This is a genomic window from Streptomyces sp. WMMC500, from assembly GCF_027497195.1.
Lineage (GTDB): Bacteria > Actinomycetota > Actinomycetes > Streptomycetales > Streptomycetaceae > Streptomyces.
Map to the genome: position 1 here is coordinate 8,198,698 of NZ_CP114905.1, position 14,946 is coordinate 8,213,643.

General features: G+C 73.7%; 13 protein-coding genes. 9 read left to right on the forward strand and 4 right to left on the reverse strand.

Annotated features, from left to right (window positions below; all coding sequences use genetic code 11):
• Positions 1–6: 6 nt before the first annotated feature.
• Together O7599_RS35325 and O7599_RS35330 are read left to right on the forward strand one after the other, a co-directional pair.
• The gene (locus O7599_RS35325; protein WP_281619683.1) at positions 7–927 is read left to right on the forward strand and encodes a sugar ABC transporter permease; all 921 of its coding nucleotides are present in this window, start codon (positions 7–9) and stop codon (positions 925–927) included.
• A complete protein-coding gene (locus O7599_RS35330) occupies positions 924–1,862 on the forward strand; it encodes a carbohydrate ABC transporter permease (RefSeq protein ID WP_281619684.1) in 939 nt (312 codons plus the stop codon). Before O7599_RS35325 ends, O7599_RS35330 begins: the two co-directional genes overlap by 4 nt.
• 602 nt (positions 1,863–2,464) lie before the next feature.
• Here the strand turns inward: O7599_RS35330 and O7599_RS35335 are convergent.
• Positions 2,465–3,196: a hypothetical protein gene (locus O7599_RS35335; protein WP_281619685.1), complete on the reverse strand. Its 732-nt coding sequence runs from the start codon at positions 3,194–3,196 to the stop codon at positions 2,465–2,467.
• Between the two features lie 256 nt (positions 3,197–3,452).
• On the opposite strand from O7599_RS35335, the gene O7599_RS35340 reads away from it, so the two are divergent.
• The 3 genes from O7599_RS35340 (at position 3,453) to O7599_RS35350 (ending at position 6,124) form a co-directional block, all read left to right on the forward strand.
• Complete coding sequence (locus O7599_RS35340; protein WP_281619686.1) at positions 3,453–4,409, forward strand: NUDIX hydrolase; 957 nt, start codon at positions 3,453–3,455, stop codon at positions 4,407–4,409.
• 131 nt (positions 4,410–4,540) lie between these two features.
• Positions 4,541–5,197, forward strand: coding sequence for a hypothetical protein (locus O7599_RS35345; RefSeq protein WP_281619687.1), 657 nt, complete (start codon positions 4,541–4,543; stop codon positions 5,195–5,197).
• Positions 5,198–5,332: 135 nt separating this feature from the next.
• Positions 5,333–6,124: a class F sortase gene (locus O7599_RS35350; RefSeq protein ID WP_281619688.1), complete on the forward strand. Its 792-nt coding sequence runs from the start codon at positions 5,333–5,335 to the stop codon at positions 6,122–6,124.
• A 42-nt stretch (positions 6,125–6,166) separates the two neighbouring features.
• On the opposite strand, the gene O7599_RS35355 is transcribed toward O7599_RS35350, so the two are convergent.
• Positions 6,167–7,537 carry a dipeptidase gene (locus tag O7599_RS35355; RefSeq protein ID WP_281619689.1) on the reverse strand — a complete coding sequence of 457 codons (1,371 nt, stop codon included), beginning with the start codon at positions 7,535–7,537 and terminating at the stop codon, positions 6,167–6,169.
• A 332-nt stretch (positions 7,538–7,869) separates the two neighbouring features.
• Between O7599_RS35355 and O7599_RS35360 the strand changes: the two genes are divergently transcribed.
• Entirely contained in the window at positions 7,870–9,045 is a 1,176-nt protein-coding gene (locus O7599_RS35360; protein WP_281623648.1) for a geranylgeranyl reductase family protein, read from the forward strand.
• Here the strand turns inward: O7599_RS35360 and O7599_RS35365 are convergent.
• Entirely contained in the window at positions 9,029–9,487 is a 459-nt protein-coding gene (locus O7599_RS35365) for a nitroreductase family deazaflavin-dependent oxidoreductase (RefSeq protein ID WP_281619690.1), read from the reverse strand. The two genes, O7599_RS35360 and O7599_RS35365, sit on opposite strands and share 17 nt — an antisense overlap.
• A 158-nt stretch (positions 9,488–9,645) precedes the next feature.
• On the opposite strand from O7599_RS35365, the gene O7599_RS35370 reads away from it, so the two are divergent.
• From O7599_RS35370 to O7599_RS35380, 3 genes are all read left to right on the forward strand, one after another.
• Positions 9,646–10,347 (forward strand): TetR/AcrR family transcriptional regulator, encoded by a 702-nt coding sequence (locus tag O7599_RS35370; protein WP_281619691.1) that lies wholly within the window; start codon positions 9,646–9,648, stop codon positions 10,345–10,347.
• A gap of 150 nt (positions 10,348–10,497) precedes the next feature.
• On the forward strand, positions 10,498–11,859 hold the full coding sequence (locus tag O7599_RS35375; RefSeq protein ID WP_281619692.1) for a sensor histidine kinase: 1,362 nt from the start codon (positions 10,498–10,500) through the stop codon (positions 11,857–11,859).
• Positions 11,856–12,521: a response regulator transcription factor gene (locus O7599_RS35380; protein ID WP_281619693.1), complete on the forward strand. Its 666-nt coding sequence runs from the start codon at positions 11,856–11,858 to the stop codon at positions 12,519–12,521. Before O7599_RS35375 ends, O7599_RS35380 begins: the two co-directional genes overlap by 4 nt.
• A gap of 69 nt (positions 12,522–12,590) precedes the next feature.
• Here the strand turns inward: O7599_RS35380 and O7599_RS35385 are convergent, their stop codons facing one another.
• Positions 12,591–14,822 carry a germacradienol/geosmin synthase gene (locus O7599_RS35385; protein WP_281619694.1) on the reverse strand — a complete coding sequence of 744 codons (2,232 nt, stop codon included), beginning with the start codon at positions 14,820–14,822 and terminating at the stop codon, positions 12,591–12,593.
• Between the last annotated feature and the right edge of the window lie 124 nt (positions 14,823–14,946).

Here is a 14,946-nt window from a genome sequence, read left to right on the forward strand (position 1 = left end):
GCCGCCGTGCCGCTCGTCACCCACGCGCGGCGCACCCGACGGCGGGGTCGGCGGCGGTTCACCGCGCGCGACCTCGCCGTCATCGGCGTGCTGCTGGGCTTCGCCATCCTGCTGGACCTGTTCATCATCTGGGGGCCGACCGTCGCCTCCATCACCCTCTCCTTCTCCTCCTGGGACGGCCTGTCCGACCTGAGCTGGGTCGGCGGCGACAACTACGACACGCTCGCCGGCGGGGACTACCCGCCGTTCTGGCCCGCGGTCCGCAACAACCTGCTGTGGATCGCGTTCCTCGGGCTGGTGGCCACGCCCTTCGGGCTGCTGCTCGCGGTCGTCATCGACCGCGGCGTGCGCTTCTCGCGCTTCTACCAGTCCACGATCTACCTGCCGGTGGTGCTCTCCCTCGCCGTCGTCGGCTTCATCGCCCAACTGGTCTTCTCCCGCGACCAGGGCGCGCTCAACGCCATCCTGGGCAACGAGAACAACCCCACCGACTGGCTCGGCGACCGCGACCTCAACATCTGGATGGTCCTGCTGGCCGCCGGCTGGCGGCACACCGGCTACGTGATGATCCTCTATCTGGCCGGACTCAAGGCCGTGGCCCCCGAACTGAAGGAGGCCGCCGCGATCGACGGCGCGAACGAGCGGCAGACCTTCCTGCGCGTGGTCTTCCCCACGATGCGGCCGGTCAACGTCGTCGTCCTCGTCATCACCGTCATCGAGGCGCTCCGCGCCTTCGACATCGTCTACGCCATCAACAAGGGCAGAAACGGCCTGGAGCTGCTCTCCGTGCTCGTCACCGACAACATCATCGGGGAGGCCAGCCGCATCGGCTTCGGCTCCGCCATCGCCGTGGTGCTGCTCACCGTCTCCCTGGGGTTCATCGTGACGTACCTGGTTCAGGAGATGCGCGGGGAGGAGCGCCGATGAGCGCCGACGTCCCCACCGCCGCCGGGCCGCGGCCGGCCGCCGCGGCGCCGGCCAAGACGCCGGACCCGCCGGCCGGGCGCCGGCCGCGCCGCGGCCGGTTCGGCGTGCACATCTTCCTCGGCGGGGTCTCGCTGGCCTTCCTGGCCCCGCTGCTGCTCGCCGTGTACGCCTCGCTGCGCCCCTACGAGGAGACCGCCGAGCACGGCTATTTCTCCTTCCCCCGCAAGCTGTCCTTCGACTACTACCGGCAGGCGTTCTCCGACTCGGAGATGAGCAAGTACTTCGTCAACTCGCTCATCATCGCGGTGCCCGGCGTGCTGATCGTGCTCTTCCTGGCGTCGTTCGCCGCCTTCGTGCTGGCACGGCTCCGCATCCGCGGCGGGCTCTTCCTGCTCATCCTCTTCACCGCGGGCAACCTGCTGCCGCAGCAGGTCATCGTCACGCCGCTGTACGTGATGTTCAACCGCATCGAGCTGCCGTACTGGATGTCCGAGTCGATGACGATGTACGACTCGTACTGGGCCGTCATCTCCGTCAACGTCGGCTTCCAGCTCGGCTTCTGCGTGTTCGTGCTGGCGAACTTCATGCGCGCGCTGCCCACCGAGATCCTGGAGGCCGCGGTCGTCGACGGCGCCGGGGTGTGGACCCAGTACTGGCGGATCACGCTGCCCCTGTGCCGCCCGGCGCTGGCGGCGCTGGGGACGCTGCAGTTCACCTGGATGTACAACGACTTCCTGTGGGCGCTCGTCTTCATCTCCGACGGCGACAAGCTCCCGATCACCTCGGCGCTCAACAACCTGCGCGGGCAGTTCTTCACCGACTACAACCTGCTCGCCGCGGGCTCCGTGCTGGTCGCGCTGCCGACGATCATCGTCTTCCTGCTGCTGCAGCGTCACTTCATCGCCGGGCTGACGCTCGGCTCCACCAAGGGGTGAGGGGCGGGGAGGCGGGCGGCGGCCCGCCGGGAACAAGACGACGGCGGCCCGGGGGGAGCCTTCGGCCAGCCCTTCTGACCTCCGGACCGGGCCGCCGGTCCGGCCCGCGCGAAGCGAGCAGGTGAGCGCCAGCCTGCCCGGCGGGCGGAGTGTCTTGGAGGGGCCGAACGGTCCCTTGCCGGACCCCGTACGGCCCGATTGGACCGCACGCGACGGAGCCCGGGAGCATGTCCAGCCCCCGGGCTCCAGATTGCCACCCATTTGCGCACACCGGCGGCGTTGAAGAACCGCGGGTCATGTTGAGATCGACGTGTTCTGCCTTTGAACTACAGCGCCGCGAGAGAGGCGCCGGAGGGACTTGAACCCCCATCCGTCGATGTTCGCCCACGCTCGGTCGATCCGGTGTTCGGCGGCGAATACTGAGACTGGAGCGAGAACCTGAGTTTCACGGGGCCGCCTCTGCCAGGCTTGGGCCACCCCCGCACGTGGTGCGGGGAGAGGGATTCGAACCCCCAACTGACACCCCTCCATCAGCTTCGACATCAGTTTCAGCTTGCGCTCATCGCGCACCCTCCGCTCGCGGCGGAGGGCGTGTGCGGGGGCTACCCGAAGAGGTAGCCGAACACCGTGTCGCCGATCCGCTGGTCGGTGACCTCGGTGTTGTTCGCCTCCTCGCGGGCGAACTTGACGGACTGCTGGAGCTTCTCGACGCGGTCGAGGAGCTCGTTGACCCGCCGGGCGGGCAGGGCGCCGGAGAACTTCACCGTGGTCCAGTAACCGACCGGAACATCCTCGTAGTACACCTCGACCTGCGCCGGGTGCTGCTCCGTGGCCTCGGCCTTCACGTGGTTGCGCGGAACCTTCTTCGTGCGGATGGTCCGCACCGGGTCCGTCTTCCACGCGTCCGTCGACGGGTCGAGGTTCCACGACTCGGAGGCGTCGAGCACCGGCAGCTTGCGCACGAAGGTGTGCAGGTCGGTGAGTTGCTTCTCCAGGAACAACAGATAGGGGACCGGCACCTGGGGCAACAGCACCGTACCGTCGACCACCACGTCGGCGACCGCGGACCGGTTCGCCCAGTCCTTCGTCGCGGTCACGTCGAAGAGCCGCGTCAGCGTCCCGGCGGTCGACCGCAGCGCGTCCTCGGCCTTGATCTGCACCCGCGTGGACTCGGGCGGCAGTTGCTCGCCCTCCTCGTCCTTGGGCTGGTAGGTCCGGGAGATACCGGCCAGCAGGGCGGGCTTCTGCACGTCCTGGTGAACCTGGGTGAGCTCCTGGAGGGCCTTGGACTTGACGCCCTTCTCGACCGCGATGATCTGATTCAGCTTCGGCACACGGCAAACCTAACAACCCCGCGCCGCACGCACATCCGATTAAGCCTTCCCCGTCACTTCCGTCCTCGGTGGTCCGAGAACGCGCGTCGAGGCGCCGTGCGGGCCGTCGCGACGCGGGGAACCTTCTCGGCCACCAGCACTAGCCGACCGGCCGCGCGGGTAGTTCAGAGAAGCCCGGCGGCCAAACTCTTCGCACGGAGTTTCCCCGGGAGCAGGTAGCGGGCAACTCTCTGGGGGCGGCTGAGAGGGGGAACATGTGATCGTCTGGCTGAACGGCGCATGGGATACGGGTCTGCGCCGCGTCGCGCACGAACTGGTGGAGCTGACCCCGGGGAGCATCCTCTACGACCCGGAGCTGACGGGCGGGCAACTGCGCGCGCTGCTGCCGCAGAAGCGCCTGGACGAGGTCGGGGACGAGCGGGAGCTGCCGTCGTGGCGGCGGCTGGTGGTGGAGACGGCGGCGGCGCTGCTCGCGGAGGCGGACGGTCCGCTGGTGGTGCCGGCGGCGCTGTGGCGCCAGGAGCACCGCGACGAGATCTTCGGGCGGCTGGCCTCTCGCGGCTTCGACGTGCGGCATGTGCTGGTCTCGCTAGACGAAACGATCCTGCATGCCGAGCCCTTCCCGCCCTGGCTCGCCGGCGACGCCCACCTCGTCGACGCCGCGGGTCAGACCCCCCGCGAGGCCGCCGAGGAGATCGCCTCCTGCCTGCGCGCCGGGGCCGGCCACTGCGACATCGTGCAGAACTCCGAGCCCACCGGCGAGACGCTCGCCGCCGGCGTGCTGCTCTTCGACGAGGAGGACCGGGTGCTCCTGGTCGACCCTACGTACAAGCCGGGCTGGGAGTTCCCCGGCGGCGTCGTCGAGGCCGGCGAGGCGCCGGCGCGCGGCGGTGTCCGGGAGGTGGCGGAGGAGCTGGGGCTGACCCTGCGGCGGGCGCCCCGGCTGCTGGTGGTGGACTGGGAGCCGCCCCGGCCGCCCGAGTACGGCGGGCTGCGGCTGCTCTACGACGGCGGCCGGCTGGGCCCCGCGGAGGCGGCCGGCGTCCTGCTGCCGGGGCCCGAGCTGCGGGCCTGGCGGTTCGTCACGGAGGACGAGGCGGGCGTCCTGCTGCCGTCGGTGCGGTACAGCCGGCTGCGCTGGGCGCTGCGGGCCCGGCGGCGGGGGGCGGCGGTCTACCTGGAGGGCGGCGCGCCGGTCCCGGACGGGGCGTAGGCAACCCTATTGGCCCTGCTATTGCCCCATTCAGCACTTTTTGAGTGTGTGTCAATGCCTTCGCCTGCTTAGCGTCTCTGCTAGCGGCGGCCCACGTCGTCGCGTCCCCCCACTTCAGGAGCTAACGAGCGATGCGGATCATAACCACGGTGCTGGCCGCCGCGGCGGTCGGCGCCCTCGCCGCCGGCCTCACGGCCACGGTGGCGACGGCGCAGGACAACGACAGCAACATCACCTCCTTCGGTTTCAGCGTCACTCCCAAGACCGTCAAGCCGGGCGGCACGGTCGACCTGACCGTGACGGAGTGCCGGCAGGAAGCCACGGCCTCGTCGGCGGTCTTCGACAAGACGACCCTCGGCACCGGCGGCGGCACCCAGAGCGCGCAGGTGAAGGTCGACCTGGACGCCAAGCCGGGCGCCGTGTTCGACGTGACGTTCACATGCGGCAACGAGTCCGGCACCGCGCCGCTGACCATCGCCGCCGCCGGCGGCGACGGGTCGGCGGTCGCAGCCACCTCCCGGCCGGGGAAGGAGCCCGGCAAGGAGGCCGCGCCGGGCCAGTCCGCCCGGCCGGCGCAGCCGGGCAAGGAGGGCAAGGAGGGCAAGGAGGCCGCGCAGCCGGTCCGGCCCGCCGAGCCGGTGAAGCCCACCCGGCCGGCCCGCGGTGGGCTGGGCGGCTCGCAGGAGGAGAGCGTCGCGATGCTCTCCGGCGGCGCCGGGCTCACGGCCGCCGGTGCGTTCGGCGGGGCGCTGCTCCTGCGGCGCCGGGAGGCGCCCGGCCGCGACTGACCCCGCGGCGCAGGCACCGGTCCGCATCGCGCGTGCCGCCCCGCGGCCTCCCGGCCGCGGGGCGGCACGCGCAGGCCGCACCCGACTCCCCACCCGGCTCCCCGCGCGGTTCCCTGCGCAGAAACGGTCCGCACCATGCACGAGCAACGCACCGCCGACCCCTACGCCACGATGCCCTACGGCATGACCCCCCACGGCACGCCGCCCCACGACACGACCGGGTACGGGGCCACCCCGAACGGCACCGCGCCCGGCGGTCCACCCCCGGACCCCGGCGGGGCGGGCGAGGGCGGCGGGAGCGTGGCCCGTGCGCTGCGCAACAAGTTCGCCGCGGGCGTCGTGATCTGCGTGATGCTCCTCGGCATCGGCATGATCCACACCGCCCTCACCGGGGGCTTCGGTCCGCCGCAGCCCTCCGGGCAGAGCGCACTCACCGACGACGGCCCGCCCGCCCACCCGCCGCTGCCCACCTCGCCGCCCGCCGCGATCCGTATCCCCGCCATCGGCGTCGACGCGCCGCTGACCGAGGTGGGACTCGACCGCGACGGCTGGCTCGCGGCGCCGCCGCCCGGCGTGCGCGACCTCGCCGGCTGGTACCGGGACGCTCCCACCCCCGGCGCCGCGGGCACCGCCGTCGTCACCGGGCACGTCGACGACGCGGCCGGGCCCGCCGTCTTCTACCGCCTCGGCGGCCTGAAGCGCGGCGAGGTCGTCAGGGTGGACAGGAAGGACGGCCGCACGGCGGAGTTCACCGTGTACGCCGTCGAGGTCTTCGACGCCGACGACTTCCCCAGCCGGCGCGTCTACGGCGACTCCGACCGCGCCGAACTGCGCGTGCTCACCTGCGGCGGCCGCTACCGCGAGGGGAACGACCCCGGCTACGAGGGCAACGTCGTCGTCTTCGCCCGGCTCAGCGACGTCGCCTGACGGCCGGTCCCCGGCGGGCTCCGCCCGGAGCCGGCCCCGGCGTCAGCCCGCGCGCCCGGCCGCGTACCCGTGCAGGAACAGCGCCTCGGCGAACGACAGCCGCTCCAGCTCCTCCGGCGACACGCTCTCGTTCACCGCGTGGATCTGCGCCTCCGGCTCGGAGAGCCCGATCAGCAGGATCTCCGCCCGGGGGTACAGCTCGGCCAGGGTGTTGCACAGCGGGATCGTGCCGCCCTGCCCGGCCACCTGCATCTCCTCGCCCGGGTACGCCGCGCGCATCGCCTCGGCCATCGCGCGGTACGCCGGGCTGGTGACGTCGGCGCGGAACGGCTCGCCCGAGCCGTACGGCTCGGTGGTCACCCGTACGCCCCAGGGCGCGTGCGCCTCGAAGTGCGCGGTCAGCCGCTCCGTCGCCTCGGTCGCGTCGTGGCCCGGCGGCAGCCGCAGGCTCACCAGCGCCGCCGCGGTGGCCTGCACCGAAGGCGTGGCCTCGGCCACCGACGGGACGTCCATGCCGATGACCGTCACCGCGGGGCTCGCCCAGATGCGGTCCGCGACGCTTCCCGAGCCGATGAGCTCCACGCCGTCGAGCACCTTGGCGTCGCCGCGGAAGCTCTCCTCCGGGTAGGCCAGGCCGTCCCACCGGGAGCCGGGTGCGAGGCCGTCGACCGTGGTCGAGCCGTCGGGTGCGCGCAGCGAGTCGAGGATCCGGATGAGCGCGGCGAGGGCGTCGGGGGCGGCGCCGCCGAACTGGCCCGAGTGCAGGTTCCCCGCCAGCGCGTCCACCTGCACGCGCAGCATCGTCATGCCGCGCAGCGTCGCCGTGACCGTCGGCAGCCCCACGCGGAAGTTGCCGACGTCGCCGATGACGATCGTGTCGGCCGCCAGCAACTCCGGGTGCTGCACGGCGTACTGCTGCAGACCGCCGGTGCCCTGTTCCTCCGAGCCCTCCACGATGACCTTGACCGAGACCGGCACGCCGCCGTTCTCGCGCAGCGCGCGCAGCGCGGTCAGGTGCATGAGGACGCCGCCCTTGCAGTCCGCGGCGCCGCGCCCGTACCACCGGCCGTCGCGCTCGGTCAGCTCGAACGGCGGGCTGAGCCACGCCGATTCGTCGAGCGGCGGCTGTACGTCGTAGTGGGCGTAGAGCAGCACCGTGGGGGCGCCCGCCGGTCCGGGCAGGTATCCGTACACCGAACGGGTGCCGTCCGGGGTGTCGAGCAACTGCACGTCCGTGAAGCCCTCGGCGGTCAGCGAGTCCGCGACCCAGCGTGCGGCGGCGTCGGACTCGGTCGCCGGGAAGCGCTCCGGATCGACGAGCGCGACCGAGCGGAAGGAGACCAGCTCGGCCAGTTCGGTACGGGCGCGCGGCAGCAGTCCGGCGACGGTGCCGGCGAGCCGATCGGTGTCCATGGGAACGCTCCTCGGGCGAACTGCGTTGTGTCCTGCGGTGTCGGGTCCCCGGGTCGGGGCGAGCGGTGACGATCATCGCACAGCGGTGCGTCGTTCTAGGATGCGGCAGGTGGGCGCCCCTGTGTGGGGGTGGCCGGAAACAGGAGCAGAGAGCCAACGTGACCAGCGAGAACGAGGCGGGCAACGAAGCGGGCGAAGCGGCGGACGGCCGGTCGCCGGGCGAGGGGCGGGACGCGGCGCCGGACGGGACACCGGGTCCGGCGCCCGGGGAGCGGCACGGCCCCGGTCCCGGTGACGAGGCCGGCGGGGAGCCGGCCGTCTGGGACGTCGTCGTGATCGGCGCGGGCCCCGCCGGAGCCTCCGCGGCGTACGCGGCCGCCGGCCAGGGCCGCCGCGTGCTGCTCCTGGAGCGTTCCGAACTGCCCCGCTACAAGACCTGCGGCGGCGGCATCATCGGGCTGTCCCGCGAGGCGCTCCCGGAGGGCGTCGAACTGCCGCTGCGCGACCGCGTCAACGCCGTGACGTTCACCATGCGCGGCCGGCTCGGCCGTACGCGCCGCTCCCGCCGCACGCTTTTCGGGCTCGTCAACCGCGCGGAGCTTGACGCCCGGCTGGCCGAGGCGGCGCAGCGCGCGGGGGCGCGGCTGCGCACCGGCGTGACGGTCGCCCGCGTCGAGCAGCACGGGCCCGACGTGCCGGACCGGCGCACGGTGGCCGTCCACCTGGCGGGCGGGGAGAAGGTGCTGGCCCGCTCCGTGGTCGGCGCGGACGGCAGCGCGGGGCGGACCAGCAGCCACGTCGGGGTGGAGCTGGAGCAGGTGGACCTGGGCCTGGAGGCGGAGATCCCGGTGCCGCCGGAGGTCGCCGACGACTGGCGCGGCCGGGTGCTCATCGACTGGGGCCCGCTGCCCGGGAGTTACGGGTGGGTCTTCCCCAAGGGCGACACCCTGACGGTCGGCGTGATCTCCGCCCGCGGCGACGGCGCGGCGACCAAGCGCTATCTGGAGGAGTTCACCGCCCGGCTAGGCCTGGCCGGCTTCGAGCCGAGCCTGTCGTCGGGGCACCTGACCCGCTGCCGCGCGCACAACTCGCCGCTGTCCCGCGGGCGGGTCGTGGTCTGCGGCGACGCCGCCGGGCTGCTGGAGCCGTGGACCCGGGAGGGCATCTCGTACGCGCTGCGCTCCGGCCGGCTCGCGGGGGAGTGGGCGGTGCGCATCGCGGAGGCGCAGGACGCGGTGGACGCGCGGCGCCAGGCGCTCAACTACGCGTTCGCCGTCAAGGCCGGCCTCGGCGTGGAGATGGCCGTGGGGCGGCGGATGCTGGCGGCCTTCGAGCGGCACCCGGCGGTGTTCCACGCGGTGCTGACCGGGTTCCGGCCGGCGTGGCACATGTTCGCGAAGGTCACGCAGGGGTCGACGACGCTCGGCGAGATCGTCCGCACCCACCCGGCGGCGCACCGGATGCTGTCGCTGCTGGACCGGAAGGGCGCGCTCAGCGGGTCTCGGTGAGGCGGAAGACCGGGTGGTCGGGGGCGGCGGCGCGTAGTTCCTCGTCGGAGGAGGCGGCCGTGACGCCCTGGAAGTACTGGTCGACCTCCCAGCCCCAGCGCTCCAGGTAGCTGCGCAACACGGGCACGGCGGTGTCGGGCGGCACCTCCTCGACGGTGAAGGGGCGCACCTTGCGCCCGACGCGCAGCTCGCCGCCGCCGGCCGCGCGCATGTTCCGGACCCACTGGGAGTGGCCGCGGGCGGAGACGAGGTACTGCTCGCCGTCGTGGTGGTGGGGGTTGACGGGCAGGCGCAGCATCCTGCCGGACTTGCGGCCGCGTACGGACAGCTCCGCGGTGCCCATGAAGCTCATGCCGTGGCGCGCGAGCCAGCCCACCGCCTTGTTGAAGCGCGAGGCCAGGGGGCCGGCCTTGAGGTAGTAGGGGTGCGTGTGCGTGGTCATCGTGACCTCCCGGTGTGAGCGCTGATCCGAACCGAGAGCAGTGCTCTCGCCTAAGAGAAGTGTGCCTCGGAGCGGCGCTGCAAAGCAAGAGCAGTGCTCTCGTTTTTGTGCACTGCTCTCGATGGTGTGCACTGCTCTCCCGATGGCAGACTGCCCCCATGACGAGGGTCACCGGAGCCAGGGAGCGCGCCCGCGGCGAGATCGCCGAGAGCATCAAGGCCGAGGCCAGACGCCAGCTCGCCGACGCCGGCGCCGCCCGCCTCTCCCTGCGCGCCGTCGCCCGCGAGCTGGGCATGGTCTCCTCCGCGCTCTACCGCTACTACCCCAGCCGCGACGACCTCCTCACCGCACTGATCATCGACGCCTACGACGCCGTGGGCGCCGCCGCGGAGCGCGCCGTCGCCGCCGCGCCCGCCGCCGATCCCGTCGTCCGCTGGACCGCCGCCTGCCACGCCGTACGCCGCTGGGCGCTGGCCCACCCGCACGAGTACGCCCTCATCTACGGCTCCCCCGTCCCCGGCTACGCCGCCCCCGAAGCCACCACCGACCCCGCCTCCCGCGTCGCCCGCGCCCTGATCGGCGTCGCCGCGGAAGCCGCCGACGCCGGGCTGCTCGCCCCCGCGACCGTCGAGTCCGCCGACGTGCTCCGCGACGCCGAGCAGCTGGTGCGCCGCCTGGGCGTGCGGCTGCACCCGGCGGCGATGGCGCGGCTGGTCGCCGCCTGGTCCCAGCTCTTCGGCCTCGTCGGCTTCGAGGTGTTCGGCCAGTTCCACGAGGTCGTCCACGCCCGCGAGCAGTTCTTCGACCGGGCCGCGGCGGACCTGGGCCGCGGCGTCGGCCTGCGCACCCCCGCTGCGTAAGCCCCCGCCCGCCTGCCGGCCCCCACGCAGCCCCCGGCACCGGCACAACCGCCGGCCGTACCCCGCTGAGCAGGTACTCCACCGGGAGTACGGCGGATGTCCGCGTACGGCTGACGCCCGAAGCCGCCGCCGCCGGTTAGCGTTTCAGCCATGCGACGCGGAGGACCCCCCTGGTGGGGGCGGGACGACGGGGCCGGCGGCCGGTGGTGGCCGGGGCCCCCGGCCGGCGGGCCCCACGCCCCCGGCGGCGGCGCCGACGGTCCCGACGACCCGGCCGCCCGCCCGCTGCCCGGCATACTCGGCCGGCTCTCCGGCCGCGACCGCCTGCCCTGGCGCTCCACCCTCTTCCTGACCCTCTTCATGATCGCCGGCACCCGCGGCGCCGCCCAGTCCACCGACCGCGTCGACCCCTTCCCCGGCGCCCTCGGCTTCCTCCTGGCCGCCGCCGTCCTCCTCCTGCTGCGGCACCGTTACCCCCGCACCGCGGCCTTCGGCACCGTCGCCGTCTGCCTCGGCTATCTGGCCGCCGGCTTCCCGTACGGGCCGGTCTTCCTCAGCGCGGCCGTCGCCTGCTTCGCGGCGATCTCGGTGGGGGAGCGGCACGCCGTCTGGGGGGCGCTCGCACTTCTCTTCGCCGGCCACGTCGCGTACACCTCCCTTCTCTACCGCTGGCTGCCGCCCGGCGACGACGGCGGCGGCCACTGGGGCCAGGTGCTGTTCGTCGTCGCCTGGGTGCTGGCGGTGGTCGCGGGCGGCGAGTTGATGCGTACGCGCCGCGAGCAGTGGGCGGCGGTGAGGGCCGAGCGCGAGCAGGCCAGGCGCCGCCGCGCCGACGAGGAGCGGCTGCGCATCGCGCGCGAGCTGCACGACGTGCTGGCGCACAGCATCTCCGTCATCAACATCCAGGCAGGCGTCGGCCTCGCGCTCCTCGACCAGCAGCCCGAGAAGGCCCGCGAGGCGCTGACCACCATCAAGTCCGCCAGCAAGGAAGCGCTCGGCGAGGTCCGCCAGGTGCTCGACGCGCTGCGCACCCCCGGTGGCGCCCCGCGCTCGCCCGCCCCCGGCCTCGACCGGCTCGGCGAGCTGAAGGAGCAGGCCGCCGCGGCCGGCCTCACCGTGGACGTCAGCGTCGAGGGGGCTCGCGCCCCGCTGCCGCCGGGCACGGAACTCGCCGCGTTCCGCATCGTCCAGGAGGCCCTGACCAACGTCGTCCGCCACTCCGGCTCGCGCACCGCCCGGGTCCTGGTCCGCTACGCCCCGGCCCTGCTGGAGCTGCAGGTCGACGACGACGGCCCCGCCACCGCGAGCGGCCTCACCGGCGGCGGCAACGGCCTGGTCGGCATGCGCGAGCGCGCCTCCGCGCTCGGCGGCACCGTCGACGCCGCCACCCGCCCCGACGGCGGCTTCCGGGTACGGGCCCGCCTCCCGCTCCCGGCGGATACCGTGAACGCCGGCCGCGCGACCCCTTCCCGCGACACCCCCGCCCGCGACACCCCCGAGGAGCGCAAGTGATCCGCGTGATGCTCGCCGACGACCAGGTGCTCGTACGGGCCGGCTTCGGCGCCCTCCTCGACGCCCAGGAAGACGTGGCGGTGTGCGGCGAGGCGGCCGACGGCGAGCAGGCCGTGGCCCTCGTCCGCGAACAGCGCCCTGACGTCGTCCTCATGGACATCCGCATGCCGGTCCTCGACGGCCTGGAGGCCACCCGCCGGATCACCGGCGACCCGGACCTGGCGGACGTGAAGGTCGTCATGCTCACCACCTTCGAGCTGGACGAGTACGTCTTCGAGGCGATCCGCTCCGGCGCCTCCGGCTTCCTGGTCAAGGACACCGAGCCGGAGGAACTGGTGCGCGCGGTACGGGCGGTGGTCGAGGGCGACGCACTGCTGTCCCCGGGCGTCACCCGCCGGCTGATCTCCGAGTTCGCCGCCCGCTCCAAGCAGCCCGCGGCGGCCGCGGCGCTGGACGAGCTGACCGACCGGGAGCGGGAGGTCATGGCGCTGGTGGGCATGGGCCTGTCCAACGAGGAGATCGCCCGCAGGCTGGTGGTCAGCCCGCTGACCGCCAAGACGCACGTCAGCCGGACCATGGTCAAACTCGGCGTACGGGACCGGGCGCAACTGGTGGTGCAGGCCTACGAGTCGGGGCTGGTACGCCCCGGCTGGCTCGGCTGACCCGGGAGCCGTGACAGGGGACCCGGCCCCGTGCCCCGGGTCCCCGCGCCTGCCCGCCGCCCCGGGCACTCACCCCCCGGCCCACGCCGCCGGCCGTGCCGCCGCCGTGCCGAGCCCCGCCGGCGCCCCGCCCGGCAGCCCGGGGCCGCCCGCGTCCTCCGCCAGCTCGGCGGCGCCGTACCGCCGCACGTGCAGGTGCCAGTTGCGGATCCCGGCCATCCAGTTCTGCAGGTCGCGCACGTAGGTCTCGACCGCCGCGCGCGTCTCCTCCGGCGCCCCGAGGTCCTCGTACAGCACCGGCAGCCCGGCTTCGAGGACGTGCTCGAACTGCCGCATCCGCCCCACCGTGAGGTCGTGCACGATCCGCACCGCCGCCGGATAGCCGACGCCGAAGAAGTGCTGCACCACCAGAACGCCGTTGTGGAGGTCGCCGTCGTACTCGATCTCCTTCTGGTAGGAGAACAGGTCGTTGAGCAGGCAGGCGTAGTCGACGGCGGTCTTCTCCAGCGCGCGCACCGGCCCGCTCTCGTACACCTCGGCCGGCACCCCGGGTCCGCGGCGCAGCCGGCACAGGTACATCGTCAGGTCCGCGCCGAACGTCGCCCGGCGCATCTCGATGTAGTCGACCGGGTCGGGAACGCGGTTCTGGGCCAGGTTGGACAGCTCCCACAGCCAGGCGTCGAGCATCACGTCCACGGCCGCCCGGAAGTGCGCCCGCCGCTCCAGTGGCATCGGCCCGGCAGTCCGCCGCCACAGGTCGGCAAGGCCGCGCTCCAGCGCGTTCGCCGGGGGCGGCGGGGCGGTGCCGCCGGCCGTCGGCATGCACTGCTTCAGCCGGTCGTTCGAGGCCCGCGCGCCGGCCAGGTCGCGGGACCGGCCGAAGACGGCAGGGTAGTAGTCGTCCCCGTACGTGCCCCAGGCCAGCCACTGCGACGCCAGGTCCAGTTCCTCCTCGTCGGCGTCCGGGTGCAGCCCCGCGGCGCAGAGCGGAAGGTCGTAGCCCCGGTACCGGCGGGCGTCCCACACGTACGAGCCCGGCACGCCCGGCTGCGGGGCCAGGATGCCCATCCGGCGGACCCAGTCGAGCGTCCGGGCCCGGGCCGCGTCGAGGTGGTGCGAGAGCCGGAGACGGTACGGCATGGGCAGCTCCGGCACGATCGACGGGCCGGTCCGCCGGTGCGGCACGTGCGCGTACGAGCGCAGCCGCGTCGCCCCGGTCGCGGTCAGCAGCCCGCGCAGGCTCACGTCCGCGGCGCCGGGTCCGCCGGGCGCGTACGGCGAGGCGGCCACGGCGCCCTCGTTCATGTAGCGGCTGGAGCGCAGGTGCCACTCGTGCCCGCCCGACTGCCAGTCCTGCAGCCCCTTCGCGTACGCCGCCACCCGCGCGCCCTCCGCGGGCGTCAGCCCCTCCTCCGCGCCGAGCACGGGCACCTCGGTGAGCGCCGTGTGCTCGAACTGCTGCATCCGGGAGGTCAGCAGGTCGTTGACGCGCTCGGCGGCCTCCTGCGTGCCGCAGCCGAGGAACGTCTCCATCACCAGCACGCCGTTGCTCAGCTCACCCTCGTCCTCGACCTCGCGCTGGTACGAGAAGAGGTCGTTGCGCAGGTGCACGGCGTCGGCGAAGGTGTCGCGCAGCACCAGCAGCGGCCGGGACGCGGCCACCCGGTCGGGCACCTCCGCCGCGGCGGCGTACTCCACCAGCCCCGCGGACCACGGCGCCCCGCCGACCTTGCGCCGCATCTCGACGTACTCGACGGGGTTGGCCACCCGCCCCTCGTCGATGTTGGCCAGCTCCCACAGCGACTCGTCGAGGAGGTTGACCGTGCTCTGCGCGAACCGCCGCCGCCACCCCGCCGACATCGCGGGCACGGTGCGCGCCCACAGGTCCGCGAGCCCCGCCTCGACCGGGTTGCGCGGCTCCGGCACGTCCGCGCCGCCCGTCCCGGTCGTCTCCAGCGGCATGAACGCCGGCAGCCGGTCGAGGTGAGCCTTGGCGCCGGCCCGGTCGCGATCGCGCTTGAACGCCTCCACGAAGTGGTCGTCGAAGAAGAACACCCACACGTACCAGTCGGTCACCAGCGACAGCACGTCGGCCGAGCAGTCGGGGTGGGTGTACGCGCACAGCAGCGCGTAGTCGTGCGCGTCGAGGTCCGCGGTGTTCCAGACCCCCGAGCCCTCCAGCATCCCCATCCCGCGCGCCCAGGCCCGCGAGTGCATCCGCGCCTGCTCGACGTGCGGGTTGAGCCGCGCGGGCCACGGCAGGTAGAAGGTCGGCAGTTCGAACGGCTGCTTAGGCGGCATCCGCCCCTCCCCGGGTTCGTTCGCGTCCAGCGCCCGGGGCAGCACTACCCCCGCCGTCGCCCCGGCACCCCGGCAAGCACCCGCAGGGGTGACGTACGGGCTGCGCGTGCGGGTCGCGTACGGG